The organism is Streptomyces sp. NPDC054849 (assembly GCF_053610945.1).
Map to the genome: position 1 here is coordinate 1 of NZ_JBSGZI010000114.1, position 23,713 is coordinate 23,713.

The 23,713-nt window shown below is 72.3% G+C and carries 21 protein-coding genes; 6 read left to right on the top strand and 15 right to left on the bottom strand.

Going from position 1 to position 23,713, the window contains the following annotated elements; translation table 11 throughout:
• Nucleotides 1-121 precede the first annotated feature (121 nt).
• Nucleotides 122-307: a hypothetical protein gene (locus ACWGIF_RS32815; RefSeq protein ID WP_030723551.1), complete on the bottom strand. Its 186-nt coding sequence runs from the start codon at nucleotides 305-307 to the stop codon at nucleotides 122-124.
• A 551-nt stretch (nucleotides 308-858) separates the two neighbouring features.
• On the opposite strand from ACWGIF_RS32815, the gene ACWGIF_RS32820 reads away from it, so the two are divergent.
• Complete coding sequence (locus ACWGIF_RS32820) at nucleotides 859-2,076, top strand: protein kinase domain-containing protein (RefSeq protein ID WP_453502964.1); 1,218 nt, start codon at nucleotides 859-861, stop codon at nucleotides 2,074-2,076.
• A 52-nt stretch (nucleotides 2,077-2,128) separates the two neighbouring features.
• On the opposite strand, the gene ACWGIF_RS32825 is transcribed toward ACWGIF_RS32820, so the two are convergent.
• The 8 genes from ACWGIF_RS32825 to ACWGIF_RS32860 form a co-directional block, all read right to left on the bottom strand.
• On the bottom strand, nucleotides 2,129-2,947 hold the full coding sequence (locus tag ACWGIF_RS32825; RefSeq protein WP_453502966.1) for a TrmH family RNA methyltransferase: 819 nt from the start codon (nucleotides 2,945-2,947) through the stop codon (nucleotides 2,129-2,131).
• 42 nt (nucleotides 2,948-2,989) lie between these two features.
• Nucleotides 2,990-4,225 (bottom strand): uroporphyrinogen-III C-methyltransferase, encoded by a 1,236-nt coding sequence (cobA, locus tag ACWGIF_RS32830; protein ID WP_453502968.1) that lies wholly within the window; start codon nucleotides 4,223-4,225, stop codon nucleotides 2,990-2,992.
• A 453-nt stretch (nucleotides 4,226-4,678) separates the two neighbouring features.
• Complete coding sequence (gene cobT, locus ACWGIF_RS32835) at nucleotides 4,679-7,891, bottom strand: nicotinate-nucleotide--dimethylbenzimidazole phosphoribosyltransferase (RefSeq protein ID WP_453502970.1); 3,213 nt, start codon at nucleotides 7,889-7,891, stop codon at nucleotides 4,679-4,681.
• A gap of 273 nt (nucleotides 7,892-8,164) precedes the next feature.
• On the bottom strand, nucleotides 8,165-9,367 hold the full coding sequence (gene cbiE, locus ACWGIF_RS32840) for a precorrin-6y C5,15-methyltransferase (decarboxylating) subunit CbiE (protein WP_453502971.1): 1,203 nt from the start codon (nucleotides 9,365-9,367) through the stop codon (nucleotides 8,165-8,167).
• A 106-nt stretch (nucleotides 9,368-9,473) separates the two neighbouring features.
• The gene (locus ACWGIF_RS32845) at nucleotides 9,474-10,172 is read right to left on the bottom strand and encodes a GNAT family N-acetyltransferase (protein WP_453502973.1); all 699 of its coding nucleotides are present in this window, start codon (nucleotides 10,170-10,172) and stop codon (nucleotides 9,474-9,476) included.
• Nucleotides 10,173-10,477: 305 nt separating this feature from the next.
• Entirely contained in the window at nucleotides 10,478-11,341 is an 864-nt protein-coding gene (locus ACWGIF_RS32850; protein ID WP_453502975.1) for a MetQ/NlpA family ABC transporter substrate-binding protein, read from the bottom strand.
• Nucleotides 11,342-11,451: 110 nt separating this feature from the next.
• On the bottom strand, nucleotides 11,452-12,120 hold the full coding sequence (locus tag ACWGIF_RS32855; RefSeq protein ID WP_453502977.1) for a methionine ABC transporter permease: 669 nt from the start codon (nucleotides 12,118-12,120) through the stop codon (nucleotides 11,452-11,454).
• Complete coding sequence (locus tag ACWGIF_RS32860; RefSeq protein WP_453502994.1) at nucleotides 12,117-13,181, bottom strand: methionine ABC transporter ATP-binding protein; 1,065 nt, start codon at nucleotides 13,179-13,181, stop codon at nucleotides 12,117-12,119. Before ACWGIF_RS32860 ends, ACWGIF_RS32855 begins: the two co-directional genes overlap by 4 nt.
• 588 nt (nucleotides 13,182-13,769) lie before the next feature.
• On the opposite strand from ACWGIF_RS32860, the gene ACWGIF_RS32865 reads away from it, so the two are divergent.
• On the top strand, nucleotides 13,770-14,138 hold the full coding sequence (locus ACWGIF_RS32865; protein ID WP_453502979.1) for a hypothetical protein: 369 nt from the start codon (nucleotides 13,770-13,772) through the stop codon (nucleotides 14,136-14,138).
• The gene (locus ACWGIF_RS32870; RefSeq protein WP_453502981.1) at nucleotides 14,131-14,550 is read left to right on the top strand and encodes a hypothetical protein; all 420 of its coding nucleotides are present in this window, start codon (nucleotides 14,131-14,133) and stop codon (nucleotides 14,548-14,550) included. The genes ACWGIF_RS32865 and ACWGIF_RS32870 overlap by 8 nt, the downstream gene beginning before the upstream one ends.
• Before the next feature lie 105 nt (nucleotides 14,551-14,655).
• On the opposite strand, the gene ACWGIF_RS32875 is transcribed toward ACWGIF_RS32870, so the two are convergent.
• The 3 genes from ACWGIF_RS32875 to ACWGIF_RS32885 all read right to left on the bottom strand — a co-directional run bounded on the left by ACWGIF_RS32875 (nucleotide 14,656) and on the right by ACWGIF_RS32885 (nucleotide 17,069).
• Nucleotides 14,656-15,162, bottom strand: a complete 507-nt coding sequence (locus tag ACWGIF_RS32875) for a GNAT family N-acetyltransferase (protein WP_453502983.1) — start codon at nucleotides 15,160-15,162, stop codon at nucleotides 14,656-14,658.
• A 37-nt stretch (nucleotides 15,163-15,199) separates the two neighbouring features.
• Nucleotides 15,200-15,784, bottom strand: coding sequence for an RNA polymerase sigma factor (locus ACWGIF_RS32880; protein WP_453502995.1), 585 nt, complete (start codon nucleotides 15,782-15,784; stop codon nucleotides 15,200-15,202).
• A 73-nt stretch (nucleotides 15,785-15,857) separates the two neighbouring features.
• Nucleotides 15,858-17,069, bottom strand: a complete 1,212-nt coding sequence (locus tag ACWGIF_RS32885) for a glycerophosphodiester phosphodiesterase (RefSeq protein WP_453502984.1) — start codon at nucleotides 17,067-17,069, stop codon at nucleotides 15,858-15,860.
• A 363-nt stretch (nucleotides 17,070-17,432) separates the two neighbouring features.
• On the opposite strand from ACWGIF_RS32885, the gene ACWGIF_RS32890 reads away from it, so the two are divergent.
• A complete protein-coding gene (locus ACWGIF_RS32890) occupies nucleotides 17,433-18,062 on the top strand; it encodes a lysophospholipid acyltransferase family protein (protein ID WP_326592099.1) in 630 nt (209 codons plus the stop codon).
• Between the two features lie 12 nt (nucleotides 18,063-18,074).
• On the opposite strand, the gene ACWGIF_RS32895 is transcribed toward ACWGIF_RS32890, so the two are convergent.
• The 3 genes from ACWGIF_RS32895 to ACWGIF_RS32905 form a co-directional block, all read right to left on the bottom strand.
• A complete protein-coding gene (locus tag ACWGIF_RS32895) occupies nucleotides 18,075-19,550 on the bottom strand; it encodes a membrane-associated oxidoreductase (RefSeq protein WP_453502986.1) in 1,476 nt (491 codons plus the stop codon).
• Nucleotides 19,551-19,633: 83 nt separating this feature from the next.
• On the bottom strand, nucleotides 19,634-21,178 hold the full coding sequence (locus tag ACWGIF_RS32900; RefSeq protein ID WP_453502988.1) for an MFS transporter: 1,545 nt from the start codon (nucleotides 21,176-21,178) through the stop codon (nucleotides 19,634-19,636).
• Nucleotides 21,175-21,726: a TetR/AcrR family transcriptional regulator gene (locus ACWGIF_RS32905; protein ID WP_453502989.1), complete on the bottom strand. Its 552-nt coding sequence runs from the start codon at nucleotides 21,724-21,726 to the stop codon at nucleotides 21,175-21,177. Before ACWGIF_RS32905 ends, ACWGIF_RS32900 begins: the two co-directional genes overlap by 4 nt.
• 89 nt (nucleotides 21,727-21,815) lie before the next feature.
• Between ACWGIF_RS32905 and ACWGIF_RS32910 the strand changes: the two genes are divergently transcribed.
• Together ACWGIF_RS32910 and ACWGIF_RS32915 are read left to right on the top strand one after the other, a co-directional pair.
• Nucleotides 21,816-22,388, top strand: a complete 573-nt coding sequence (locus ACWGIF_RS32910; protein WP_453502991.1) for an HAD domain-containing protein — start codon at nucleotides 21,816-21,818, stop codon at nucleotides 22,386-22,388.
• A 44-nt stretch (nucleotides 22,389-22,432) separates the two neighbouring features.
• Nucleotides 22,433-23,602 carry a hypothetical protein gene (locus tag ACWGIF_RS32915; RefSeq protein ID WP_453502993.1) on the top strand — a complete coding sequence of 390 codons (1,170 nt, stop codon included), beginning with the start codon at nucleotides 22,433-22,435 and terminating at the stop codon, nucleotides 23,600-23,602.
• Nucleotides 23,603-23,713: the final 111 nt, after the last annotated feature.

Genomic DNA, 23,713 nt, shown 5'->3' on the forward strand with positions numbered 1-23,713 from the left:
GTCCGACTCCCCAGTCGGACGGGCAGCACCCTTCACCTGCCGTCCGCCGCTCCCCCGTCCCCACGGGGTTCGACAGGCCGATGTCCCGGCCCGGGCCGCTCTCCCGGACCCGGGGCGCCGCTCAGCGCCCCAGCATCACGCCCACGGACGACGCCTGCGCCGCCAGCTGATCGAAACCTCCGAAGAGGAAGAGCAGCAGGGCGGCCAGGGGGAGCACCATGGCCGCGGCCACCAGCGGGTGGCGGGTGCCGGACTCATGGCCGTTGAACGCGAATGCCTTGCGTCCCTGCCGTGCGATGTCCGCCATGGCCCTCTCCCTGTCGTTTGGCAGCGGCGGGCTTGTGACCTCGGGGGACGAGTGCTCCACCCGCCGCTTGTCTTCAACACTAGGCGGGCGGACGATCCCTGACCTCATGCCTTCGTACCCATTGCCGGGCCTCCAGGAGGATGACGGGGCCACCCCCGTGTACTCCCCTGGGTGGAGGCCGCTCCCCCGCTGTCGGGGTCTTCCCGGAGGGGATGACCGGAGGGTAGTGACTTCGCTCACTTCCGTCACTCCCTGTTGCTGCGTGTCCGCCCACCGGGCACCGGGAAGATCGACTCGAGTGCGGGCGGCGTACGGACCCACCTCGGCGGGAGCGGACCCGTCCGGAATCTTCAATCCCCTTGCCGGAAGGGCGGTTTGGACGCCCGGACCATCTTCGCCTCAGCAGCTCGGGAAATGGCTGAGACTCCCTCAAGTGTGCTGTGCCGCACTGACAATCGAATCCCTTGGCGAGGGCGCGGCCTCTGAGCACGCATGCCGGATGGTCCGTAAGCTGTGCCACGTCAACAGGACGACCGGTCAGCGGGGTGGACATGGCGATGATGCGGCTCCGGCGCGAGGACCCGCGTGTCGTCGGCTCGTTCAGACTGCACCGGCGGCTCGGCGCCGGCGGCATGGGCGTGGTCTACCTGGGATCGGACCGGCGCGGGCAGCGCGTCGCGCTCAAGGTCATCCGGCCGGATCTGGCCGAGGACCAGGAGTTCCGCTCGCGGTTCGCCCGCGAGGTGTCCGCCGCCCGGCGGATCCGCGGCGGTTGCACCGCACGCCTGGTGGCCGCGGACCTGGAGGCCGAGCGGCCGTGGTTCGCCACCCAGTACGTGCCCGGGCCCTCCCTGCACGACAAGGTGGCCGAGGAGGGCCCCCTGACGGCCGCGCAGATCGCCGCCGTCGGCGCCGCGCTCTCCGAGGGACTGGTCGCCGTGCACGAGGCGGGGGTCGTCCACCGGGACCTCAAGCCCTCCAACATCCTCCTGTCCCCCAAGGGCCCGCGGATCATCGACTTCGGGATCGCCTGGGCCACCGGGGCGAGCACCCTCACCCACGTGGGTACGGCCGTCGGCTCCCCCGGCTTCCTCGCGCCCGAACAGGTGCGCGGCGCCGCAGTCACCCCGGCCACGGACGTCTTCGCCCTCGGCGCCACCCTGGCCTACGCGGCGACCGCCGACTCGCCCTTCGGGCACGGCAGTTCCGAGGTGATGCTGTACCGCGTGGTGCACGAGGAGCCTCACCTTCAGGGCGTTCCGGACGCGCTGGCGCCCCTGGTACAGGCCTGCCTGGCCAAGGACCCCGAGGAGCGGCCCAGCACGCTGCAGCTGTCGATGCGGCTCAAGGAGATCGCGGCCCGCGAGGCACAGGGGCTCTCGGACGGACGCCCGCCGGCGCAGCGGGCCCGGACCGAGCGGCCGGCCGGGCGGCTCGCCGAGGGGCCCGGCCGGGCCGACGCGGCCGAGGACCACCCGGACCAGCGCACGGAGCGCCGTACCGGCGGCAGCACCGTGCCCCGGCCCCAGGGCGGGTCCCCGAGCGGACCGCACTCGCGGCCCTCGTCCTCACGCAATCCGCGCCGGCCCGGGGGGCCTTCCTCCCGGCCGACCGGGGGGCGCACGGGCGGCCGCCCGGCACCGAGGACCACGGGGACGGGGCGGCGGCCGTCGCGGCCTGATCCCAGGCTGATGCGGCAGCGGCTGATCGTGTTCGTCGTGGTGACGCTGATCGTGGCCCTGGGCATCGCGGCGGCCCAGAAGCTGTGAGGCCCCGGGCCGCCGGCGACGGGCTGTGGGGCCGCCGGATGCGGACTGCGGGCTACGCGGTGGCGCGGCCCTGGGCCACCGCGTAGAAGGCGACCGCGGCCGCCGCGCCCACGTTGAGCGAGTCCACGCCGTGCGCCATGGGGATGCGCACCCACTCGTCGGCGGCGACCAGTGCCTGCGTGGACAGGCCGTCGCCCTCGGCGCCGAGCATGAGGGCGACCCGTTCGAGGGACTGCGGCGCGGCCACGTCGATGGGCGAGGCCTTCTCGTGCGGGGTGAGGGCGAGCAGCTTGAAGCCCGCCTCGCGTACCGAGTCCAGGCTCTTGGGCCAGGCCTCCAGGCGGGCGTAGGGGACGGAGAAGACCGCGCCCATGGAGACCTTCACCGAACGGCGGTAGAGCGGGTCCGCGCAGTCGGGCGACAGCAGCACCGCGTCCATGCCGAGGGCGGCGGCGCTGCGGAAGATGGCCCCGATGTTGGTGTGGTCGTTGACCGCTTCCATGACGGCCACGCGGCGGGTCGTGGCGAGAAGCTCCTCGGCCGTGGGCAGCGGCTTGCGCTGCATGGAGGCGAGGGCTCCCCGGTGCACGTGGTAGCCGGTGACGCGTTCGGCGAGCTCGGGGGTGACGGCGTAGACCGGGGCCGGGAGTTCGTCGATGACGTCGCGCATGACGTCGACCCACTTGGCCGAGAGCAGCATCGAGCGCATCTCGTACCCGGCGTCCTTGGCGCGTCTGATGACCTTCTCGCCCTCGGCGATGAAGAGGCCTTCCGCGGGCTCGCGCCTGCGCCGGAGTTCGACGTCGGTCAGGCCCGTGTAGTCGCGCAGGCGCGGGTCGTCGGGGTCCTCGACGGTGATGAGATCAGCCACAGGGTGATACTGCCTTGTCCTGGGTGTGGTGCCAACGGCCTGTCAGGCGCTGGTGGTGGGGACGCTCGGGCTGCCGACGCGCACGACCTCGCCGATGACGATGACGGCCGGCGGGCGGACCTCCTCGGCGCGGACCCTCTCGCCGACCGTGGCGAGGGTGGCGTCCACCCGGCGCTGGGTGGCGGTGGTGCCCTCCTGGACGACCGCGACCGGGGTGTCGGCGGAGCGGCCGTGGCGGACCAGCGCCTCGGCGATCAGTCCGATCTTGTCCACGCCCATCAGGATCACCAGGGTGCCGGTGAGCTTGGCGAGGGAGGCCCAGTCCACGAGCGAGCGCGGGTCGTCGGGACCGACGTGGCCGCTGACCACGGTGAACTCGTGCGCCACGCCGCGGTGGGTGACCGGGATGCCGACGGCGCCGGGCACCGAGATGGAGCTGGAGATGCCGGGGACGACGGTGCAGGGGATGCCTGCCTCGGCGAGGGCCTGGAGCTCCTCCATGCCGCGGCCGAAGACGTACGGGTCCCCGCCCTTGAGCCGGACCACGGCCTTGCCGGCCTTGGCGTGCTCGATCAGCGCGTTGTTGATGGCCTCCTGGGCCATGAAACGGCCGTACGGGATCTTCGCGGCGTCGATGACCTCGACGTGCGGGGGAAGCTCGTCGAGCAGGTCACGGGGGCCGAGCCGGTCGGCGATCACGACGTCGGCCTCGGCGAGGAGGCGGCGGCCGCGCACGGTGATGAGGTCGGGGTCGCCGGGGCCGCCGCCGACGAGGGAGACGCCGGGAGTCGACTTGTGACGGTGGGCGGGGGCCGCGAGGCTGCCGTCCCGCAGGCCCTCGACGATGGCGTCGCGGACCGCGGCGGAGCGGCGCGGGTCGTTGCCCGTCAGCACGGCGACGGTGACGCCCTCGATGCGGCCGGTGGCCGGGGTCCATGCGGTGGCGGCGGAGGCGTCGTCGGCGCGCACGCACCAGACGCGCTCGCGCTCGGCCTCGGCGGAGGCCTGCTCGTTGGCCTCTCGGTTCTGGGTGGCGATGAGCGCGTACCAGGCGTCGGCGAGGTCGCCGTCCTGGTAACGGCGGCGCTCCCAGCGGATCTCGCCGGTCTCGGCCATGGCGTCCACGGAGGGGGTGGCGGAGGGCGAGACGAGCAGGACGTCGGCGCCGGCCGCGATGAGCGCGGGGAGGCGGCGCTGGGCGACCTGGCCACCGCCGATGACGACGACGCGGCGGCCGGCGAGTCGGAGACCGACGGGGTACGCGGGGTATTCGGCCATTGCGGTGCGGCTCCTGATGCGGCGGTCGTTCTGTCTTGCCGCTGCGGCGTTGGAGCGGCGGGGTGCTGACGTGCGGATTCCTGGTGCGGGTCCACCATACGGCGCGGGCCGGTCCGTAGCGCGGACGGGGGCTGCGCCCTGCTTCCCGGGCTCCGGGCCCCGGACCCCTCGCCTCGAGCGCCGGCGGGACCGGGGTCGCCCGGGTGGGCGGGTGCGGCTCACCGAACGGGGCTCCGCCCCGGACCCCGCGCCTCAAACGCCGGCGAGGCTGATTCTGCCGGGCTTCGCGGTGGGGCGGTGCCCCTCCGGAACGTCTCCTCGGCTCGCGAACCCCGAGCCGGACCGGCCCGTTGCCCGGCGGTGGGTTCGCTCGACCTGCGGGTCCCGGAGTGTCCCCACCCCACGGCAAACGCGGCCACGGGGCCAGTCCGGCTCGAGAAGGACCGGGCGGGGCTACTTCTCGGTGACGCCTGCCGAGTCGAACGTGGCGACCTCGTGCATCGCGCGGGCTGCGCTCTGGACCAGCGGTAGGGCCAGGAGGGCGCCTGTGCCCTCGCCGAGGCGGAGGTCCAGGTCGACCAGGGGGCGCAGGCCGAGCTTGTTCAGGGCCGCCACGTGGCCCGGCTCCGCGCTGCGGTGGCCCGCGATGCAGGCCGACAGGGACTCGGGGGCGATGGCGCGGGCCACCAGGGCGGCGGCTCCCGCGCTGACGCCGTCCAGGATCACGGGGGTGCGCAGGGACGCTCCGCCGAGGAGGAGGCCCACGATCGCCGCGTGCTCCAGGCCGCCGATCGCCGCGAGGACGCCGACCGGGTCGGCCGGGTCGGGCTGGTGGAGTTCCAGGGCGCGGCGGACGACCTCGACCTTGCGGGCGTGCGTCTCGTCGTTGATGCCCGTGCCGCGGCCGGTCACCTCGGAGGGGTCGACCCCGGTGAAGACCGAGATCAGCGCCGCGGACACGGTGGTGTTCGCGATCCCCATCTCGCCGGTCAGCAGGGCCTTGTTGCCCGCCGCGACCAGGTCGCGGGCGGTCTCGATGCCGACCTCGATCGCGGCGACGGCCTCCTCGCGGGTCATCGCGGGGCCGACGGAGAGGTCGGCGGTGCCCGGGCGGACCTTGCGGGGCAGGAGGCCGGGGGTGGCGGGCAGGTCGCCCGCGACGCCGACGTCGATCACGCAGACCTCGGCGCCCACCTGGTTGGCGAAGGCGTTGCAGACCGCGCCGCCGCCGAGGAAGTTGGCCACCATCTGCGTGGTGACCTCCTGCGGCCACGGGGTGACGCCCTGGGCGTGGACGCCGTGGTCACCCGCGAAGATCGCCACGGCCGCGGGCTCCGGGATCGGCGGCGGGCAGACCCGCGAGAGGCCGGACAGCTGTGCGGAGATGATCTCCAGCATGCCCAGGGCCCCGGCGGGCTTGGTCATCCGCTTCTGCCGCTCCCACGCCCCGCCGAGCGCCTTCGCGTCGAGTGGGCGGATGCTGGCGACCGTCTCCGAGAGCAGGTCGTGCGGCTCCTCGCCGGGCAGTGCGCGGCGGCCGTAGGTCTCCTCGTGGACCACCCAGGAGAGCGGGCGGCGCTGCGACCAGCCGGCCTGCGCCAGCTCGGGCTCCTCCGGGAACTCGTCCACGTAGCCGACGCACAGGTACGCCACCACCTCCAGGTGCTCCGGCAGGCCGAGCTCGCGGACCATCTCGCGCTCGTCGAAGAAGCTGACCCAGCCGACGCCGAGGCCTTCGGCGCGCGCGGCGAGCCAGAGGTTCTCGACGGCGAGGGCCGAGGAGTACGGGGCCATCTGCGGCTGGGTGTGCCGGCCGAGGGTGTGGCGGCCGCCGCGGGTGGGGTCGGCGGTGACGACGATGTTCACCGGGGTGTCGAGGATGGCCTCGATCTTCAGTTCCTTGAACTGCTTCGCCCGGCCCTTCGGCAGGGACTTCGCGTAGGCCTCGCGCTGGCGCTGGGCGAGCTCGTGCATCGTCCGGCGGGTCTCGGCGGAGCGGATGACGACGAAGTCCCAGGGCTGGGAGTGGCCGACGCTGGGCGCGGTGTGGGCCGCCTCCAGGACGCGGAGGAGCACCTCGTGCGGGATCGGGTCGGTACGGAAGCCCTTGCGGATGTCGCGGCGCTCGCGCATGACGCGCAGCACGGCCTCGCGTTCGGCGTCGTCGTAGCCGGGGGCCGGGTCGCCCGCGTGGGGCTCGGCCGGGGTGAGCGCCTCGGCCCCGACCCCGGTCTCCGTCTCGGGCTCGGACGCGGGCTGCGCCTCGACGGGCTCCGGCTGGTCCGACTCGGCGGCGACGGGCTCGGCCGGCTCGGCGGGGGCGACCGCCAGGGGCTGCGGCTCGAGGGCCACCGGTTCGGCGGGGGCGGGAGCCGCCTCGGCCGGGACCTGCTGGACCGGCTCGACGGTGATCGGCTCAGCGGCGACGGCCTCGGCGACCGGCTCAGCGGCGACGGCCTCGACGGCGACCGGGGCGGCCGGATCGGCGGCGACGGGCTCCGTGTGGGCCACCGTCTCGGGCTCCATCCGGACCGGCTCGGCCGCGACGGGCTCGGCCGGGGCGACGGGCTCGGCGGGCGCGACCGCCACGGCCTGCTGCTCGACCGCCGCCGGCTCGGCCGGGGCGGGAGCGGCCTCGGCCGGCGCCGCCTGGACCGGCTCGGCGGCGACGGGCTCGGCCGGCTGCGTGTGGGCGACGGCCTCGGGCTCCACCTGGACCGCCTCGGCCGCCACGGGCTCGGCCGGCTCGGGGGCCTCGGCCGTCGCGGGCGGCGCCTCGGCCGGTACGGGCCCGGCCACGGGATGCGGAAGCTCAACCGCTGTTTCCACGGGCACCGGCAGCGGCTCCGGCTCCGGCTCCATGGCGGCCTGAACGGGCTCGGGGGCCTGGGCGGCCTCCACCACCGGCTCCGGCGAGGCGACCTGCTCCGGCGTCCACGGGGTCCCGGCCTGCGGCGGGATCTCCCCCAGCTGCGGGGCGGAGACCTGCGCGGCCTCCGCACGCGGGATGTCGAGGTACTCCGGACCCGTGGTCGGCGGCCCCGCCAGGCGGACCGGGGCCGTCGGCGTGCTCAGCGCGGCCACGGCCGGGGCGGCCGGAGCGGGCGCTGCGGCGGGGCCCCGGTCGGCGAGGGAGCGTACGACTCCGCCGGTCGCGTCGGGCACGGGCGGACCCATGTGCAGCGGGCGGCGGACCGGGGCCGCGGGGGTCACCGCGGCGGCGGACACCGCGGGCGGCGGGACGACGAGTCCGCCGAGGTCCAGCGCACCGGAATCACGGCCGCCCGCCTCGTGCGCGCCCGCGCTGTAGGAGGTGTCGGTGAACGAGGGCTGGGCGAAGTCGGGGTACCCGGCGGGCTCGGCGTACGCCGCCGGGGCCTCGGAGTACGCGGACTCTGCGTACATCCGCGGCTCGGGGAGCTGGGGATCGATGGGGAAGGCGGGGACCGGCGGGACGACCTGCGGGTCGCTCCACGCGCCCTGGCCGCTCGGCATCAGCAGCAGTTCCTCGTCCTCCGGCTCGGCCGGATTGTCCATGAGGTCCTGGAAGGCGTAGCCGGCGGGAGCCGGTACCGGGATCTGGACCGGAGCGGGGACGCCCTGCTGATCCACCATGCCCGCGTTGTCCGGGAGACCCTCGCCCGGGACCTGGCCGGTGTCAGTCATGCTTACCCCTCGCCCATCGGTGTTGCCTCTTCGTTCGCCCGGTCGCCCACGAGGCCTCCGAGCGGAGTTGCCGTGCGGGGTTGCGGTGCGACGAGTTCGTCTCGCACGCGCCTGCACGACAACCAGTAAGCATTGTCGCGCCCGTTAGCCATCGTGGCGGCCAGAACCGCCACGGTCCTCTGTGGACTGCGCCACGTCGCGCGTCCAAGTGTGCCGCGATGCCCGAATCGTCGAGGCGGTACGACGATCGGCCAGCCTACCCCGGCCGTCGTCTCAGCGGGTCACAGGGCGCTGCGCCGACAGCAGGAACACCACGGAACGGTCCTGTTCAGCCCAGGTGTGGGGGTCCAGTCCGACGGACTGGAGCAGGGCGCACTCGACGGCGTACCCGTGTTCGGTGAGCACCCGGCCGACGGCCTCCGCCTCGTCGCGGGTGGAGGCGTGGCTGACGATCCGTTCGGGACGGCGTTCGGCGACGGCCGCGACCACCTCGGCACCGCCTCCGCCGACCCGGACGACGTCGGGCTCGGACAGGTTCTCCAAGACGTGCGGTGCGCGCCCGGTGACGACCTGGAGCTGCACTCCCCGCTTGCGGGCGGCGGCGGTTACGCGTGCGCAGGCCTGCGGGTCGGCGTCCACCGCGATGACGGCGGCGCCGAGGGCGGCGGCGTCCACGGCCACGCCGCCGGATCCGGCGCCGATGTCCCATACGAGGTCGCCGGTGCGCGGCCCGAGCCGGGCGAGTTGCGCCGCGCGGAGCTGCGCCGACTCCCCTTCGCCCGCGTCGGGCTGCGGCCGGGCCCAGCCGCGCTCGGCCGACTGGCCGGCGCTCTGGCCGAACAGCCATCCCGGGTCGGCGGCCGGGGCCTGTCCCCCGCCGCCGATGACGATGACGACGTTGGGGTCGCGCCAGCTGTGGTCGGCGGCCTTGTCGGAGGTGAGGACGCTCACCTGCTCCCGGTCGGTGCCGAGTTCCTCGCAGACGACGAAGGTGCGGTGGACTCCGTCGAGGAGCAGGGCGAGTTCGGCGGGGCCGGCGCCGGGCGAGGTGAGGACGGCGACCTTGGCGTGGGCTCGGCACACGTTGACGGCGCGGCGCAGGGTGCGGGGGTGGGCGACGACGACCTGGGCGTCGTCCCAGGGCATGCCGGCGCGGGCGAAGGCGGCGGCCACGGAGGAGACGGCAGGGACGACCTCGACCTCCAGGCCGTGCTCCGGGGCGCGCAGGGTCCGTACGACGCCGAAGAAGCCGGGGTCGCCGTCGGCGAAGACCACCGCGGTGCCGCGGTGGCCGGCGATGCGGCGGGCGGCGAGGCCGAGGCTGCCGAGGCGGACGCGCTCGGCGGCGGGCGGGACTTCGGGGAGCGCGAGGTGGTGGGCCGCGCCGGCCACGAGGGTGGCGGCCGAGAGCGCGGACCGGGCGGCCGCGGTCAGGGGCGAACCGTCCCAGCCGATCACCGTGACCCGGTCGGCCATCGTCGTCAGTCTCCTGGTGTGGCAGCGGGCTCCTCCCAGCGGTGGCCGGAGAGGGGCGAAGCTTCGTCGAGGGGGCAGGGCACGGTGAGACTACCTGGTCATCGGTTCAGTTCCAGTCGGCGCCGACGGCGTAGCCGTTCGCGTCGGCCCGCTGCCCGAAGGCGGAGCTGCCGGCGTATCCGTCGTAGTTGTCGTAGCCGTCGTACCCCTCGTAACCGTCGCCCTCGTCGAGGTCCTCGGGGACGAGGCTCCAGACGATGAGGTCGGTGCGGGTGTCGGTCCAGCCGCCTTCGGCCGTCTGCGTACGCACTATCCACGCGTTGCGGAGTACGCCTTCGCTGATGCAGCCGATCTTCTGGGCCACCTGCTGGGAGGCGGTGTTGTCGGCGGCGGTGCGCAGTTCGAGGCGCTCGAACCCCTGGTCGCGGAAGAGCCATTGGGCGACGGCCTGGACGGACTCGCTGGCGTAGCCCTCGCCGCGGGCCCACGGGGCGGTGACATAACCGACTTCGGTGGAGCGGGTGCGCCAGTTGGTGTTCTGGAGGTGGACGACGCCGACGAGGCGCTGGGTGAGGAACTCGGTGACGGCGAGGACGATGCCGCGGCCCTCGGTGCGTTCGGCGTGGGAGTGCCGGGTGGCCCACGCGTGCGCGTCCGCGTGGGTGTAGGGGTGTGGCACGGGCGTCCAGGCGATGACGTGCTCGTCGTTCATCATCTCCGTGAGCGCGGTGACGTCCTCTTCCTCGAAGGAGCGCAGCACCAGCCGGTCCGTGCTGATGGTGACGTCCGGGAAGGTGGTAGTCATTGCGCAGCTCCATGCCTGAGACCGTGGTGCGACCGTGTTGCGAGGCGACCGCGGTGCGGGACCGATCGTGCGGGACCGTTGGTGCGGGTCGTAGGCCACAGCATGCAGCATCGACCGGGGGATGTGCAGGGCCGGGTTGCCCGGAAGCGGGCAGAACTCGGCCCCGCGCGCCGACAGGGGCGTGCGGGGCCGAGATGCATGACAGCGAAGTCCGACGAGGCCGGCCGTGCGGGTCTGGAGGCCGGGGTCAGGAGGCCGGGGTGCCGAAGGCCGGGGTCAGGAGGCCGGGGTGCCGAAGGCCGGGGTCAGGAGGCCGGGGTGCCGAAGGCGGGGATGACGGAGCCCTGGTACTTCTCCTCGATGAACTTCTTGACCTCGTCGGAGTTCAGGAGCTTGGCGAGCTTCTGGACCCGCGGGTCGTTCTGGTTGCCGTCCTTGACCGCGAGGAAGTTGGCGTAGGGGTTGTCCTCGGCCTTCTCCAGGACCAGCGCGTCCTTGGCGGGCGACAGGTCGGCCTCGATGGCGTAGTTGCCGTTGATGATCGCGGCGTCCACGTCGTTCAGGGCGCGCGGGACCGTGGCGGCCTCCAGCTCCTTGAACTCCAGGCCCTTCTTGTCGGTGATGTCGGACAGCTTGGCGCTGGTGCCGACACCCTCCTTGAGGGTGATCAGGTTGTTCGCGGCGAGCAGCTGGAGCGCGCGGCCCTCGTTGGTGGTGTCGTTGGGCACGGCGATGGTCTGGCCGGCCTTGATGTCGCCTATGGCCTTGACCTTCTTGGAGTAGAGGCCGAGGGGCTCCAGGTGCACGTTCACGACGGGCACGACGTGCGTGTTGTTCTTCTTGTTGAAGTCGTCGAGGTACGGCTTGTGCTGGAAGTAGTTGCCGTCGACCTGGCCCTGCTCGGTGGCGGTGTTCGGCAGGACGTAGTCGGTGAACTCCTTGACGTCCAGCTTGAGGCCCTCCCTGGCCGCGAGCTTGTCGGCGACGAACTTCAGGACGTCGGCGTGCGGGCTCGGGGAGGCCGCGATGACGAGCGGCTTGCTCTCGTCCGCCTTGCCTCCGTCGGCCTTGCCGGAGGACGGGTCCGAGGAGCTGCCGCAGGCGGTGAGGCCGAGGGCGAGCGCGGTGGCCGTGGCGGCGAGGGCGGTGAGCTTGATGTTCTTACGCACGAAGAGTGCCTTTCTTGCTGCACAAGTACGGATGACTTGCTGGTGGTGGCCCAAGCACGACAAGTGCGGGCTTTCTGGAGGAGAAAGAGCGGGGGCGGCCGATCGGCCGGTCAGGCGGTCCGGCCGCGGCGGGCCAGGAGGCGGACCACGCCGTCGCCGACCAGCTGGATCACCGTGACGAGGACGATCAGGACCACGACGGTGGCGACCATGAAGCCGGTCTCGAAGCGCTGGAAGCCGTACGTGATGGCCTTGGAGCCGAGTCCTTCGCCGCCGACGGCGCCGGCCATGGCGGAGTAGCCGACGAGGGTGATGACGGTGGTGGTGACGCCTGCGACCAGGGAGGGCAGAGCCTGCGGCAGGAGCACCTTGCCGACGAGGGTGGGGATGCCGCCGCCCATGGACTCGACGGCCTCGATCAGGCCGGGGTCCACCTCGCGGACGGCCGTCTCGACGAGCCGGGCGAAGAAGGGGACGGCGCCGATGGCGAGCGGGACGATCATGGCGGTGGGGCCGATGAAGGTGCCGACGACGGCGGTGGTCACCGGGATCAGGAAGATCAGCAGGATGATGAACGGCAGCGAGCGGCCTATGTTCACGATCACGCCGAGGACCTTGTTGAGCGGCTGGTTCTGCAGCAGGCCGCCCTTGTCGGTGAGGACCAGGAGGATGCCGATGGGCAGTCCGCCGAGCACGGTCACCAGGGCGGACCACAGCACCATGTAGAGGGTGTCGTAGGTGCCCTGGGTGAGCAGGGGCTGCATCTCGGACCAGGTCACTTGGCACCTTCCTTGACCAGTACGGCGAATTCGTTGTCGGCGTCGGCGGCCGCGTCGGCACCCTCGACGAGGTCGACCTGGAGGCCCTGCTCGCGCAGGAACCCGACCGGCACGACGTTGTCCTCGTAGCGGCCGGGCAGTTCGATGCGCATGCGGCCGATCTGCCGGCCGGCGACGGTGTCCATCGCCGCGCCGAGGATCGAGATGTCGATGTTGTACGTGCGCGAGAGCTGCGAGATCACCGGCCGGACGGCGGCTTCGCCGTGGAAGGTCACGTCGACGACCGTGCGGTCGGGGCCGGTGGCGGCTCCGGTGACCGGGAAGAGCTCGCCGGCGAGCTCGGATCCGGGGGTGGCGAGCAGCTCGGCGACGGTACCGGACTCGATGATCCGGCCGTTCTTCATCAGGGCGGCCGAGTCGCAGACGGACTTGACCACGTCCATCTCGTGCGTGATGAGCAGCACGGTGAGGCCGAGCTGCCGGTTGAGGTCACGCAGCAGCTGGAGGATGGAGCGCGTGGTCTCGGGGTCCAGGGCGCTGGTGGCCTCGTCGGAGAGCAGCACCTTGGGGTCGCCGGCCAGGGCACGGGCGATGCCGACCCGCTGCTTCTGGCCGCCGGAGAGCTGGGTGGGGTAGGCCTTGGCCTTGTCGGCGAGGCCGACCAGGTCGAGGAGTTCGAGGGCCTTGCGGGAGCGCTCGCGGCCGGAGACGCCGAGGATCTCCAGGGGCAGCTCGATGTTGCCCTGAACGGTGCGCGAGGACAGCAGGTTGAAGTGCTGGAAGACCATGCCGATGCGGCTGCGGGCCTCGCGGAGCTCCTTGCCGGCGCGCCGGCCGCGGCCGGCGAGCGCGGTGAGGTCGACGCCGTCGACGCTCACGGTGCCGGTGGTGGGGCGCTCCAGCAGGTTCACGCAGCGGATCAGGGAGGATTTGCCTGCGCCGCTCTGGCCGATGACTCCGTAGACCTCGCCCTCGCGGACGTGGAGATCGACGCCGTCCAGGGCGGTGACCTCGCGGCCACGGGACTGGTAGACCTTCGTGAGGCCCGATGTGGTGATCACAGGATTTCCGTCGCTGTCGAGTGCACGGCGCAGCAGGGTGCCGGGCACGGGGCGAACATCTGGGACGCGATACGGGACGAACCGTCAGAAAACGATTGCTTCGACGCATGCGCGGGGCAGGAGTGAGCCGTGCTGTTCATCAAGGGGTGACGCACTCGCGCGGCTGGTCTCGCTTCGGGGCGCGAGGCTCAGGAAGGGGCCCTCAGAAGGCGCACATTCGACACATACAACGAGCACCGGGCGTCATCGTCGCCTCGGTCGCAAGGGTGCGGCTGCTCGTCGTGGTCATGGGCCCAAGTAAAGCAGACGCATCCCCTCACCGATCAAAGCCGTCCGGATACCGGACGGAATTCGACCGCATACCGGACGGGACCGGTCATCGGCGCTGCCCGCCCAGCCCCTGCTCCACCGCTTCTGACCTGCATCGACACGGCGGTCGCCGCCCGTTCGGCACGGTGGGCCGGAGTGCGGTGGGACGGTCCGCTGTGGTCAAGACCACGGTCTGCGATGCGGACGCCCGACCGGGCCCCGGGGCCCGGGAACAGGGGTGCGCGCATCGGGTCTTTCGGCCCGTAATACCCTCGCTGCATGCTCGACGCCCTGACGGTCGCCATCGGCGTGGCCGCACTCGCCCTCGCCGCCTGGTGCGGTTTCGCCGCCTGGCGGGACCAGCCGACCAAGGACTGGCATTTCATCGGCATGGCCGTCGTGACCGTGCTGGTCCTGGCCCAACTGGTGATCGGCCTGGTCAAGCTGGCCCAGGGCCAGGAGCCCGACGAGGGCACGGTCATCTTCGTGGCCTACCTGCTGGGCGCCTTCGCCGCGGTGCCGGCCGCCGGGATGCTCTCACTGACGGAGCGGACCAAGTGGGGATCGGTGACGGTGGCCGCCGGCGCGGTCGTCCTCGCCGTCCTCGAAGTGCGGCTCTACGACATCTGGGGAACCACCGGTGCCTGACGCTGACACGACGACCGCCGCTCCCACCGAGCGCAAGCGGCTGGTCTCCGGCCCCGGGCTGCTGCTGGTGTGGCTGTACGGGGTGATGGTGGTGGGCGCGGTCTCGCGGTCGGCCTTCCAGATCTCCACCGAGTTCGACCGGGCACCGCTCGCGTACGCGCTGTCGGCCGTGGCCGCGCTGGCCTACGCGTTCATCACGTACTCGCTCGTGCGCGGCGGCGAGACGGCCCGCAAGGCGGCGCTGATCTGCTGCGCCGCCGAGCTGGCCGGCGTTCTGGCGGTGGGCGCCTGGACGTTGGTGAGCCCCGATTCCTTCCCCGACACGACCGTGTGGTCCCAGTTCGGGATGGGTTACCTGTTCATCCCGGTGATCCTGCCGATCACCGGGATGCTCTGGCTGCGCAAGCGCTGACCGGGCGCCGGACGAGGGCACCGGACCCGTGTGCCGGACGAGGGCACCGGACCCGTGTGCCGGACCCCTGTGCCGGACCCGCGCGCCGGACCCGTGCGCGGGTGCCTAGGCGCTGACCGTGAAGTCGGCCGGGTCCTTGGCCTCCTTCTCCAGGATCACCAGCTGAACGCCGTCGGAGGCCGTGCGGCCGCCGACCTTGACGTAGCCGGCCTTGCGGTAGAGGCGCAGGTTGGACTCGCTCTTGTGCCCGGTGTGCAGGCGGAAGCGGGTGGTGGTGCCGGGGCTCGCGAGGGCCTCCTCGACGGCGCGTAGCAGGCGCGCGCCGAGCCCGTGGCCCTGGAGGCGGGGGTGGACGCAGAGCTTGGCGATCTTGCCGGTGCCGTCCTCGTCCACGCTGCCGCGCACGGTTCCGACGATTTCGTCGCCGAGCCGGGCCACGAGGACGGTGTCCGTCGCCAGCTCCCCCTTGAGGGAGTCCAGGGACTGGGTGAGCGGCTGGATGAGGTAGTTGCCGTACAGCTCGGCCTCGCGCTGGAAGGCCAGGTACTGCAGTTTGAAGATCTGCTCAGCGTCCTCGGCAACCGCCGCCGAAATGGTCACGCTCATGCCCATGTGCGCATGCCTCCAGCTCACCTGGTAGCCCGTTGGTCTACCGCTCCTTTCCCCGCAGGCCAGGAGCCGCAACCTCTGCCGCCAGCATTCTGCGCAGACATCCCAGGCAACGGGAACGGACGGGCCCCAAACTTCCTTGTGAGATACCCAACTCTCCTGCGATTTCACGGTAAGTGAGGTCCCTGGGCGAAAGAAGTGCCTTCATCAGTTCGGGGCAGCGTCCGGGCAACCGGGCGACCGCCGATCGGAGTGCGCGGTTGTCCTCCCCGTGCAAAAGGGCGTCTTCCGGTTCGGCCCCGGCGGCGGCGCCGGCCTGCGGACCGCCGTCCACGGAGTGATGGCGGGGGCCGTCCGCGGCGTGACGACGGTGGTCGTACGGGATCTCCCGGCGGGCACGGCGCCGGGCCAGCCGGGCCTCCGCCCGTACCGCCCGGCGGAGCCAGCGCGCCGGCTCCGCCGGCTCGGCCGGATCGGGTGCGCGCCGGCCGCTCTCCAGCAGCCTGACCCAGACGGCTTGTTCCAGGTCGGCAGCGTCCACTCCGGTGCCCGGGGCCTCCGCGGCCGCCTCGGCGGAGAGCAGCGGGCCGAGCTTGTCAAAGAGGTCAGCCTTCAGCAGGTCCATGCCGGGCGGGACGAGTGGGCCGTGCCCGCCGGTTTCCACACCAGGCACGGCCCACTCTTTCGGGAAGACCCGCTCAGCGGTTGACGGGGCGTCGGCCCGGACGGAAGGACTCCGCCGCGTACAGCCCGGTGTCCGGGTTGTCGGTGAAGATCCCGTCGATGCCCTGGTCGAAGTAGGTCCGGAAGGCGCCGAGAGCGTCGCCGTACGCGGCCGGATCGGTACCCCTGCGGTACTCGGCGGGCAGGAAGCTGTTCTCGTTGCGCGCGGTGTAGGGGTGCACCAGCAGCCCGCGGGCGTGGGCGTCCTTGACCAGGGTGGTCGGGGAGCCCAGCCGGCCGGCCGCGTCGCGCGGGAGGATCAGGTCCATGGTCGGGCCGATGCCCTGGGCGAAGCCGGCGATCCACTTCAGGCCCTCCGGCTTGACCAGGTCCGCGACCGTGCGCGGGTCCCCGGCCGCTTCGAAGTCCCAGGGACGGGTGCCGGCCGCGGAGAGCAGGACCACGCGGGGCGCGGAGACCAGCCGGGAGAGCCGCTGGATGCTGGAGGGCTCGAAGGACTGGAGGAAGACGGCCGCGTTCCGGCCGTCGCGCCCGTGGCGCCGCAGCAGCTTGGCGAGGGGCTCCTCCACACCGAGGCCGAGGCCGCGGAAGTAGCTGGGGTGCTTGGTCTCGACGTGCAGCCAGACCTTCCTGCCGCGCCGCCTGCCCTCGCGGTCGGCCCAGCGGAGCACCTCTTCGAAGGTCGGTACGGCCCACTGGCCGTCGTAGAGCGTGTTGCGCTGACGGAGGGCGGGGATACGTTCCTTCGCGCGCAGGGTCCTGAGCTCGGCGAGGGTGAAGTCCTCGGTGAACCACCCGGTGACGGACACCCCGTCGACGGACTTGGTGGTGCGGCGGGAGGCGAACGCGGGATGGTCGGCGACGTCGGTGGTCCCCCCGATCTCGTTCTCGTGACGGCACACCAGGTGGCCGTCCCGGGTCGGGACCAGGTCCTGCTCGACGACGTCGGCGCCCAGGTCGAGGGCGAGCTGGTAGGAGCCGAGCGTGTGCTCCGGCCGGTAGCCGCTGGCTCCGCGGTGGCCGATGACCGTCGGGTGGGGGAGGTCCCGGTGGCCCCCGTCGCCGTGCCCGCCGCCCGCTGCGGATCCGGATCCGGACGCGAATCCGGACGCGGACGCCGATGCGGATGCCGATGCCGACCCGGCCGCCAGTCCGGTGATCCCGGTCCCCGCCGCCAGGACGGCCGCCCCCAGAACCGTGCGCCGCGCTGCCCCACCCTGTGTCATGAGTGCCACTCCTCGTCTGCCTCGTCGTGTTTCGTCGTGCCTCGTCGCGAAAGGGGGCCTGCGGTCCCGGGACCTCCGGCGTCCCGGCGTCCCGGCGTCCCGCGGCCCGCGATCGGCGTGCCGATGGTAGGCAAGCGGGGGTGGCCGAGGGGGGTGCACCGGCGACACATCCGGGGAACTTGGCGCAAACGAGTGTCAACACTGGGTATCCGACACGTGAACCCGATGTGCGCTCGGAGCTGACCCGCGAGTATCGTCCTCACCTGCGCTACCGCCGTGTGGTGGGTGCGCGAACCGCTTTTCGATGCCGGAGGGCCCACGTTGTTCCGTACCTCGCTCATCAAAGCCACTGTCGGACCGGTCATGCGCATGATGTTCCGCACCCGTGTGGAGGGCATCGAGAACATCCCCGGGTCCGGACCGGTGATTCTGGCGGGCAACCACCTCACCTTCATCGACTCCATGATCCTTCCGCTGGTGTGCGACCGTACGGTCCACTTCATCGGCAAGGACGAGTACGTGACGGGCAAGGGGATCAAGGGCCGGCTCATGGCCTGGTTCTTCACCGGCTCCGGCATGATCCCCGTCGACCGTGACGGGGCCAACGGTGGCGTCGCGGCCCTGATGACCGGCCGCCGGATCCTCGAAGAGGGCAAGATCTTCGGCATCTACCCGGAGGGCACCCGCTCCCCCGACGGCCGGCTCTACCGCGGCCGCACCGGCATCGCCCGCCTGACCCTGATGACCGGCGCCCCCGTGGTGCCGTTCGCGATGATCGGCACCGACAAGCTGCAGCCCGGCGGCGCCGGCATGCCGCGTCCGGGCCGGGTCACCGTCCGCTTCGGCGAGCCGATGGAGTTCTCCCGCTACGAGGGCATGGACCGCGACCGGTACGTCCTGCGCGCCGTCACCGACTCGGTGATGGCCGAGGTCATGCGGCTCTCGGGTCAGGAGTACGTCGACATGTACGCCACGAAGGCGAAGGCCGCGTAGCTCCCGTCGCCCCTACTGCCGCTGGAGTGACCGGCTGACGCCCGCCGCCGTGGTGGTGGCGAGGATCCAGCCGGTCACGATCAGCGTGTACGACAGCCACTGGTGCCAGCCGCTCGGCGCGAAGGCCTGTTCCTGGCCGAAACTGATGATCGGCACCATCAGGTCGAGCGTGTAGAACACCGGGTTGAAGTCCGGCGCCTCGCCCTGCTTGAGCGGGCGCGGGTGCTGCAGTTCGAAGGCGATCGCCCCGGTGAGCAGGAGCGCCACCAACCAGCCCGCCGCGCGCAGCGGCCGGAATCCGTAGCCCACCGTCGCGTCCTGGAGAAGCCCCCACGGGCGCGCGTGCCGGGGCAGGGTGCGGCGGTGCCTGCGCAGTTTGGCGAGTTGGACGGTCCGGGCGGCCGCCTCGTCGCCCGCCGTACGGTAGGCCGCCGCGAGCTGTTCGTAGGCGTACGGGAGGTAGCCCGCCTCCTCGCGCTCCAGTGCGGGCAGCCGCTCCCCGGCGGGCAGGTGCGGGGCCAGCGTGCGGTAGGTGAGGCCGTCGATGCGGATCTGTTCCGGCCAGGTCTCGGGCGGTATGTGCAGCATGTCGAACTGCGAGCGGCGCAGGTTGACCAGGCCCTGGATCCGGTCGCAGCCTCGCAGCCACACCTCGCCGACGGCGCAGCTGGAGGCGCGCAGGGCGGTGCCGCCGGGATGGGCGAAGACCGCGTGGGCGAAGTTGAGCTGGCCGGGTATCCGGGCTCCGGTGAGGTTGACCATGCCGCGGGCCTCCAGGCGGTGGGCCCGCAGGTCCGTGCCGACCGCCAGGGTCTCGGCGTGCAGGGCGATGCCGCCGGGGTTGAGCAGGCGGGCGTTGTCGAGGCTGATCTGGCCGCCGACGACGGCACCGTTGAGGCGCAGCTGGCCGTGGACGGTCAGGTCGTTGGCGATGATGTCGGTACCGATCTCCACGTGGTTGAGCTGGAGCGGGGGTTCGTCCGCCTCCTCGCCCGTCGCGGGACCGACCACCGCGCCCTGCAGGAAGAGGCCGCCGGATATCTTGGCGCCCTGCAGCCGGACGGGACCGCTGATCCGGCAGCAGGAGAGCCGCAGGACCACATCGACGCGCACGGTGGCCGCGGTGAGGCCGGGCAGGGTGGAGTAGCCGAGGACGAGGGCCTTCAGCTGGGCGCCGTACAGCAGGGGTTTGCGCTCGAACCAGCAGTCGCGCATCCGGATGGGATGGTCGATCACCGCGTAGCGGAGGTCGAGTTTGCCCACGATCCTCGCACCCTTGATCTTGAGCCCGGGGACCCGGCCCTCGACGGCCGGCGCGGCGCCCAGCAGGAGGGCGCGGAGCACCTCGGCCCGCACCGTGCGCCCGGATCCCCAGCCGGCCCCGTCCACGGAGCTGTCGTCGGGGTGCTCCCGGAAGTCGACGCCGTCACCGCGCGGGAAGGCTTCCCATACGCGGCGCTCGGCCGGGGTAAGATCGTTGATCTCCATCGCCCGGATGGTGTCCCGCGGTTCGACGGACTGTCAACTCCCCCCTCGACACCATCCCTTGCACGGACGCCGGGCGCGTGGCGTCAGTGCTCGATGCCGCCTTGGAGCTTCTGGCCCTTCAACAGGAACCAGGCCGCCGCGGCGGTGGCCAGCAGCACGGCCGCGCCCACGCCGGAGGCGAGCCGCAGCCCGTCCACGAAGGCCTCCTGCGCGGCGCCCACCATCTGCCCGGCGGTGTGCGGATCCAGCGCCTTGGCGGCCTCGACGGCCCCGCCGAGGGATTCGTGCGCGGCGTCGGCGACCGGACCCGCGGCGGAGGCCGGGGCGGTGAAGCCCTGGTAGACCCCGGTGACGATGGAGCCGAGCAGGGCGATGCCGAGGGCGGCGCCGAGTTCGTACGCCGTCTCGGAGACGGCGGAGGCCGAACCGGCCTGCTCCTTGGGCACGCTGGAGAGGATCACGTCGGCGGTGACGGTGAAGGAGAATCCTGCGCCGAGTCCGACGACGAGCAGGGCCGCACCGAGCAGCGGGTAGCCGCTCTCCTTGTGGATCACGGTCAGGACGGCGAGGGCCAGGCCGATGGCGGCGAGGCCGCCGGTCACGACGGTGCGTACCGAATACCGGCGGGCGTACCGGCCCGCGACCAGACCGGTGGCCACCGCGCCGATGGCGGCGGGCAGTTCGGCCAGGCCCGCCTCCAGCGGGTCGCGGCCCTGGACGAGCTGCAGGAACTGGGAGAGGAAGAAGACCAGCCCGGAGAGGCCGAAGACGGTGAGCAGGTCGGCGAGGACCGCGCCGGAGAAGCCGCGGTGCTTGAAGAGCCGCATGTCGAGCAGCGGGGACGGCAGGGTGAACTGGCGGCGGACGAAGGCGTACAGCGCGCCCGCGCCGAGCAGCGCGGCGAGGGCGACCTCCCGGGTCATGCCGTGGGTGGCGGCTTCCTTGACGGCGTACACCACGCCGATCACACCGACGAGGGAGAGGCCGACGCTGACCAGGTCCCACGGGCCGGCCACCGGGTTCTTCGACTCGGGCAGCAGCTTGATGCCGACGAGGACCAGGGCGGCCATCACGGGGAGATTGATGAGGAAGACCGAGCCCCACCAGAAGTGCTGGAGCAGGGCTCCGCCGACGACAGGCCCGACGGCCGCGCCGGCCGAGGCGGTGGCGCCCCAGATGCCGATGGCGAGGCTGCGCTCCCTGGGGTCGTGGAAGATGTTGCGGATCAGCGCGAGGGTGGACGGCATCAGGGTGGCGCCGGCCACGCCGAGCAGGGCCCGGGCGACGATCATCATCTCGGGGCTGGTCGCGTAGGCGTTGAGGACCGAGACGGCGCCGAAGGCGGTGGCTCCGACGAGGAGCAGCTTCTTTCGGCCGATGCGGTCGCCGAGGCTGCCCATGGACACCAGGAGTCCGGCGATGACGAAGGAGTAGATGTCGCCGATCCACAGCAGCTGGGTGCCGGAGGGCTTGAGGTCCTCGCTGAGGGAGGGCGTGGCGAGGCCGAGGACCGTGGCGTCCACCGCGACCAGCAGCACGGCCAGCACGAGTACGGAGAGCGCGAGCCAGCGCCCCCGGCTCCTCACCTCCGCTCCCGTTCGACGGTTCAGCTGTTCGGTACGGCTCATTTCTCCACACTCCGTCTGGCGCCACCGAGCAGCAGCTCGGTGATCATGTACTGAAAGTCCTTGGCGGCGACCCGGCCGTCCATGACGGCCCAGGCGCAGGTGCCGATGAGGCCGTAGAGGGCCTCGGTGAGCCATGCGGGGCTCAGGTCGATCCGGATGTCGCCCTCTTCCTGGCCGCGCCGGAAGAGCGCGCCGACACGGGCGTCGAGCCGGGCCCATCCCTCGTGGATCTGCTCGCCTTCGAACAGCTGGTTCTCGGTGACGAGGAAGGCCAGCAGTTCGGCGTTGGGCTCGGCCTCGGCGACGAGGCGTCTGAGCGCTTCCACCGCTGTGCCCTCGTCGAGGCGGGCGCGGTCGAAGGCCCCCTCGAACTCCCGGATGCCGAGCTCTTCGAGGGCCCGTACGAGGGCGTCGCGCCCGGCGAAGTGCCGGTGGAGGGTCGCGCGGCCGATTCCGGCGGCGCGGGCGACCTCGTCCATCGTGGCGGTCGATTTACGGGAGAGCAGGGCGGCCGCGTCGCGGAGCACCTGGTCACGATCCATGGCCATGAGACAAGCATACCCCTAATGAGACATCACCGTCTCATTCTTTCGGAAAATGAGCTGCCCTAGGGCGGCCGGAACGGAATCCTGACGAGATGAAGCCCCTGCTGCTCATCGACGTCGACGGACCCCTGAACCCCTACGCGGCCAAGGCCCAGCGCCGCCCCGAGGGCTACTCCACGCACCGGATGCGCCCGACGGGCTGGACGTGGGCCGAGAGCCCCAAGCCGCTGCGGGTCTGGCTGAACCACGGCCACGGCGCGGAGCTGCTCGCGCTGGCGGGTGCGTACGAGCTGGTCTGGGCCACCACGTGGAAGGACGAGGCGAACGACTGGATAGGGCCGCATCTGGGACTGCCCCGGCTGCCGTTCATCGACTGGCCGGTGATGCACGGCCGGGCACCGCGGGGGACCTTCTGGAAGACCCGGTACATCCTGGAATACGCGGGCGAACGGCCCTTCGCCTGGATCGACGACGACATCACGGCGATGGACCGCGAGTACGTCGACCAGCGCCACCCGGCACGGGCGCTGCTGCTGCGCATCGACGAGCGGATCGGCCTGACCCGCCCCGACTTCGACGCCCTGGCGGACTGGGCGGCCGCGTGCGCGGAGCCGCGAACGGCCGCCGTGGGACGGGGTTTTGATCACGCTCCGACGTCCACTTAGCATGCACATGCCCCCCGCCATCGCCGTACCGACGAAAGCGACCCATGCGCCTCCAGCGGATCCTCGCCACGACCGCCGCCCTCGGTTGTCTCGCCACACTCGCCGCGTGCAAGGAGGGCGGGCAGCCGGACGCACCGGCCGCATCGTCGTCCACGGCCGCGGCCGAGACGGGCCCGCTCGCCGAGGCACAGCGGTACCTGCGGCAGTTCGCCTCCTGCGAGGACCTCAGCGACAAGCCCGACGACCGCCGGATGCCGGCGGGCGACTTCCCCAAGGCCGGGCAGTGGTCGGTGAAGGAGCTGGGCGTCTGCAGCGACAAGGCCCGCCAGGGCGAGATCGCCATCGCCGTTCCCGCGGACATGAAGGAGTTCCAGGAGCGCTACAAGCAGTACGTCCTGGACAGGATCGACGGCGGTGACGGCGCGTACGGGCTGGAGAGCCGGGTGCTGGTCGGCAAGGGCTTCGTCGCGTTCCCCACCAGCACCAAGACGGCGCTCGCGCTGGTCCGCTCCGACCTGCGGGTACTGACCTGCAACCCGACCGCTCCCGTCCCCAAGGGCTACAAGCGGGAGAAGCCGCTGGTCGAACACTGCAACCTCAGCGACTTCGTCAACTCCGAGGACGGCTCGGGCAGCCCGAACCTCGAAACCCCTCAGGATCCGGCGGGCGAGGGCGAGAAGGCGGGCCAGCCGAAGACGGGCAGCCTCGGGCTCCCGCGCGCCGACAGCATCGCCGAGCTGCGCACGCTCGTGGGCAACAGCCTCGACTGCGAGAAGCACTTCTCCACCGACCCCGACGCCGTCGCGATCGAGTCGATCGACTACGCGCCGGTGGTGGAGGGCAACGCCCTGGACTGGGGCGTGACGGGCCGCGCCCTGTGCGGGCAGCCTGCCGGGGCGCAGCGCGCCCGCGACCTGAGCTGGCTCGACACGGTCGGGGACATGAAGAAGCTCCAGACGAAGGCGAAGGCGGCCCAGTTGGCCGACTTCAAGGACGACGGCAAGCTGAAGCAGACCGCGAGCCGGCTGCTCGTCGGGCAGAACATCGCCGTCGAGACCAACAGCCCCTCGTCCCGCCACGGTCTCTACCAGCTGCAGTTCCTGTACCTGAACTGCATGCCCGGCTTCTCCGCCCCGTCGGGATACCGGCTGGAGAAGTCCCAGGTCGAGGGCTGTGTCCTGACCAACTACGAGCCGGACCACCCGCTCGGCTGAGCGGAGACCAACGCGCCGGAGGGGCGGGGGGGGGGCCGCGCCCCACCCCCCCCCCCCCGGACCCCCCCGCCGCGGCCGGGACAGAGGCCAGCCCCGGGGGGGCGCAGATTA

Bases quoted from the DNA above. Each gene is read 5' to 3' on its own strand.
- ACWGIF_RS32915 (WP_453502993.1), top strand. From the start codon at position 22,433: ATGCGCCTCCAGCGGATCCTCGCCACGACCGCCGCCCTCGGTTGTCTC.
- ACWGIF_RS32845 (WP_453502973.1), bottom strand. From the start codon at position 10,172: ATGACTACCACCTTCCCGGACGTCACCATCAGCACGGACCGGCTGGTG.
- ACWGIF_RS32815 (WP_030723551.1), bottom strand. From the start codon at position 307: ATGGCGGACATCGCACGGCAGGGACGCAAGGCATTCGCGTTCAACGGC.
- ACWGIF_RS32910 (WP_453502991.1), top strand. From the start codon at position 21,816: ATGAAGCCCCTGCTGCTCATCGACGTCGACGGACCCCTGAACCCCTAC.
- ACWGIF_RS32890 (WP_326592099.1), top strand. From the start codon at position 17,433: ATGCGCATGATGTTCCGCACCCGTGTGGAGGGCATCGAGAACATCCCC.
- ACWGIF_RS32880 (WP_453502995.1), bottom strand. From the start codon at position 15,784: ATGGACCTGCTGAAGGCTGACCTCTTTGACAAGCTCGGCCCGCTGCTC.
- ACWGIF_RS32900 (WP_453502988.1), bottom strand. From the start codon at position 21,178: ATGAGCCGTACCGAACAGCTGAACCGTCGAACGGGAGCGGAGGTGAGG.
- ACWGIF_RS32865 (WP_453502979.1), top strand. From the start codon at position 13,770: ATGCTCGACGCCCTGACGGTCGCCATCGGCGTGGCCGCACTCGCCCTC.
- cobA (WP_453502968.1), bottom strand. From the start codon at position 4,225: ATGGCCGAATACCCCGCGTACCCCGTCGGTCTCCGACTCGCCGGCCGC.
- ACWGIF_RS32875 (WP_453502983.1), bottom strand. From the start codon at position 15,162: ATGGGCATGAGCGTGACCATTTCGGCGGCGGTTGCCGAGGACGCTGAG.
- ACWGIF_RS32885 (WP_453502984.1), bottom strand. From the start codon at position 17,069: ATGACACAGGGTGGGGCAGCGCGGCGCACGGTTCTGGGGGCGGCCGTC.
- ACWGIF_RS32820 (WP_453502964.1), top strand. From the start codon at position 859: ATGGCGATGATGCGGCTCCGGCGCGAGGACCCGCGTGTCGTCGGCTCG.
- ACWGIF_RS32905 (WP_453502989.1), bottom strand. From the start codon at position 21,726: ATGGCCATGGATCGTGACCAGGTGCTCCGCGACGCGGCCGCCCTGCTC.
- cobT (WP_453502970.1), bottom strand. From the start codon at position 7,891: ATGACTGACACCGGCCAGGTCCCGGGCGAGGGTCTCCCGGACAACGCG.
- ACWGIF_RS32895 (WP_453502986.1), bottom strand. From the start codon at position 19,550: ATGGAGATCAACGATCTTACCCCGGCCGAGCGCCGCGTATGGGAAGCC.
- cbiE (WP_453502971.1), bottom strand. From the start codon at position 9,367: ATGGCCGACCGGGTCACGGTGATCGGCTGGGACGGTTCGCCCCTGACC.